The organism is Kurthia sp. Dielmo (genome assembly GCF_000307285.2).
GTDB classification, from domain to species: domain Bacteria; phylum Bacillota; class Bacilli; order Bacillales_A; family Planococcaceae; genus Kurthia; species Kurthia populi.
In genome coordinates this window covers 387,582-391,039 of the sequence record NZ_HE578957.1, presented here as the reverse complement: position 1 = coordinate 391,039, position 3,458 = coordinate 387,582, and the positions used below count along the sequence as shown (strand labels likewise).

Below are 3,458 nucleotides of genomic sequence, written 5' to 3'. Positions count from 1 at the left end.
GTGCGATTAGGCACTTCCNCTTTTTTATTAAATACCAAATTCTTTTGCGACCCAGCGTTCAGCCTCTTGCCAACTTTGGACACGAATCACGTCGTTAGGTAGTGTAAGACGATTATAAGGTGCATCGAATAAAATAATCGGAATATTTAATTCTTCATGCAATTGAATGGCATTTTCATATTTATCTTCAAAGAATAATTCAACTTGATGTTTTTTTGCAGCAGCTACTTTACTAGCATTGCCAACAATACTCAATGAATCCATCGGTATCTGTTGATTTTTGAACCAATGATTTGTGACATCAAATGAGTTGTCTTGGCGGGCTGTAATATAGTTTAATGCAGCGTTTGGATACCATTTTTGTAATGTTTCATGTGCAAATTTTTGTACAGGTGGATTTGTGTACATTTCAATTTCAGTTGCTAAAAACCAATTTTGAAATTCAACCGCATCAATCGGTAAAACATTTAATAAATTGTATTCTGTAAAATCATCGAGAGTTACATTCGTATTGAAGTGTTTGTTAATATAGGGCACCATAAATTCTTGCGTTGTCACGGTACCGTCGATATCAATACCAAAGCTGTATTTTTTACTCATCGAATGCCCTCCTAAGTGAATGACTACTTCGTTGCTTCTTCTTTTGCAGCCGCTTGTTTCGCATAATATTCTTCTGCAAGAATATCAATTTCTTTTTTCAATTCCTCAACCATTGTTTCTTCAGGAACTTTACGAACAGTTTTACCGTGACGGAATAATAAACCTTCACCCCGCGCACCAGCGATACCAATATCGGCTTCACGTGCTTCACCAGGACCGTTTACGGCACAGCCAAGTACAGACACTTTAATTGGTGCTTTAATTGTTTGTAAATACTCTTCTACTTCGTTAGCAATTGAGATTAGATCAATTTCAATACGTCCACAAGTAGGGCAAGAAATTAATGTTGGAATATTAGAAGCTAAACCAAATGTTTTTAATAATTCACGTGCTACTTTAATTTCTTCTACAGGGTCAGCAGATAAGGAGATACGTAATGTATTCCCGATACCTTTTGAAAGAATCGCACCTAGACCGGCAGCAGATTTAATTGTACCAGAGAATAATGTGCCTGATTCTGTAATCCCTAAGTGTAGTGGGTAATCAAAAGCTTTTGCGGCTTTTTCATACGCTTCGATTGCTAGATTTACATCAGAAGCTTTCATCGATACGATAATATCGTGGAAGTCTAAATCTTCTAGGATTTTAATGTGGTGAAGTGCAGACTCAACCATACCATCTGCAGTAGGGTAACCATATTTTTCAACGATTTTACGTTCGAGTGATCCGGCATTTACACCAATACGAATTGGTACACCTTTTGCTTTTGCTGCATTAACGACAGCTTCTACTTTTTCTTTGCGACCGATGTTCCCCGGATTAATCCGGATTTTATCTACGCCTGCTTCAATTGCTTTTAAGGCAAGTTTATAGTCAAAGTGGATATCTGCAACTAATGGGATGTGGATACGTTTTTTGATGTCTGCTAATGCATCTGCTGCGCGTTCATCTGGGCAAGCGACACGAACGATTTGACAGCCTGCTTCTTCAAGACGAAGAATCTCTGCTACAGTTGCCTCTACATCGTGTGTTTTTGTTGTTGTCATACTTTGAATGATGACTTCATTGCTACCACCGATAGTTAAATCCCCAACACGTACAGGGCGTGTTTTAGAACGGTGTGTGATTTCATTCATGAAAACTCTCTCCTTCATAGGCTTTTTGCCTTCACTATTCACTATTTTAGCAGTGTTTTTTATGAATTGACAACAAAGAAACATTTCGTATACAAAAATTGTCTGAGACAGCATTTTTGTGGTGTTTTAATGTTGTAATACTTGTTCTTTCATAAGTATAAGCCTTTTTCTTACAGTAAACGATGGATTTGGTTGGAAAGTTGCAGTGCTTTACAGTAAAAAAGGAATGATTTACAAATGATTTACATGTAGTACATAATTTAGTGTGACATCAAGACTTAGGAGGAACGACAAAAATGGATTGGCAAACCGGGTTTCAATTTATAGGTGGCTTAGGGTTTTTCTTATTTTCGTTAAAGTATATGGGACATGGTTTACAAAACTGGGCGGGCGAGCAGCTGCGCTTATTATTGCATCGCTATACCGCAAATCCAATGATGGGTGTGCTCATCGGCATTGGTTTAGCAATTATTTTACAATCAAGTACAGCAGCCATCATTATTACGCTTGGCTTAGTCAGTGCCGGCTTTATGACATTGCGTCAATCAATCGGCATTATTTTAGGCGCCAATATTGGTACGACATTGACCGCTTTTTTACTCGGCTTTAATATCGGCTACTTTGCCTTTCCAATACTAGCGTTAGGCGCATTCAGTGTGTACTTTTCAAAGCGTCACACGTTTCAAAATATGGGACAGTTTTTATTCGGGTTTGGTGGGATGTTTATCGGCTTAGCTTGGATGAACTCAGCGATTAAACCAGTTATTCAATCCACACGCTTTTTAGAATGGAGTGGACAATTAAGTGAAATGCCAGTTACAGGAATGCTACTCGGTATCATTACAACGGCTATTGTGCAATCAAGTAGTGCGACAGTGGGCATTTTACAAAGCTTATATGCGCAAGGGGGCGTTTCGCTTGAAGCGGCGATGCCCATTTTATATGGCGAAAATATCGGTACGACATTAACGGTGTGCGTTGCTTCGATTGGGATGGCAACGTCAGCAAAACGCGCGGCATTATCACATGTAGTCATTAATATTTTTGGAACAATATTATTTTTCATCGTTATGACCCCATTTATTAGTTATATTACGTGGCTACAGCATACAACGGATTTAAGCTTACGTATGAGTATCGCTTTTGCGCATGGTACTTTTAATAGTGTCACGACGATTGTACTCTTACCTTTTATTGGAGCTATTATGTGGATAATTAAAAAATGTATTAAAGGGAATATATCTGATACGGATTACGTGCCGACCCATTTAGAGCGTAATTTAGTAGAGATTTCACCGGTGCTAGCAGTTGGCCAAGCGAAAGAAGAAACGATTCATATGGCAACAATTTGCCAGCAGGGCTATCAAGCAATGCGAGAGTATGTGAATACAGGTGATAGTAGCTTGCGAACGAAATCGTTAAAGCTTGAGGGGTTTTTAAATAGCAGCGAGCAGACGATTACGAATTATTTAGTCAAAATTTCAGCGCACCAATTATCAAAAGTTGAATCCGAACGGCATCATACCTTATTAGAAACGATTCGTGATTTGGAGCGTATCGGCGATCATGTAGAAAATATTGTAGAGCTTTATGATGATTTAATGCATCAGCGCAGTTCCTTTAGTGATGTTGCGATGACAGAGCTCAATCGCATGTTTGAAATGACCGAACAAATGATAGCGAAGGCAATTTTATTATTTGATACGGCCGACCGTTCGCTGC

General features: G+C 38.7%; 3 protein-coding genes. 1 reads left to right on the top strand and 2 read right to left on the bottom strand.

The window, feature by feature from the left end; all coding sequences use genetic code 11:
• Positions 1-27: 27 nt before the first annotated feature.
• Together KTHG_RS06845 and ispG are read right to left on the bottom strand one after the other, a co-directional pair.
• The gene (locus KTHG_RS06845; protein ID WP_126990293.1) at positions 28-600 is read right to left on the bottom strand and encodes a 5' nucleotidase, NT5C type; all 573 of its coding nucleotides are present in this window, start codon (positions 598-600) and stop codon (positions 28-30) included.
• Positions 601-623: 23 nt separating this feature from the next.
• On the bottom strand, positions 624-1,736 hold the full coding sequence (ispG, locus tag KTHG_RS06840; RefSeq protein WP_126990292.1) for a flavodoxin-dependent (E)-4-hydroxy-3-methylbut-2-enyl-diphosphate synthase: 1,113 nt from the start codon (positions 1,734-1,736) through the stop codon (positions 624-626).
• 296 nt (positions 1,737-2,032) lie between these two features.
• Between ispG and KTHG_RS06835 the strand changes: the two genes are divergently transcribed.
• On the top strand, positions 2,033-3,458 hold a 1,426-nt coding region (locus tag KTHG_RS06835; RefSeq protein WP_139992764.1), incomplete at its 3' end, for a Na/Pi cotransporter family protein.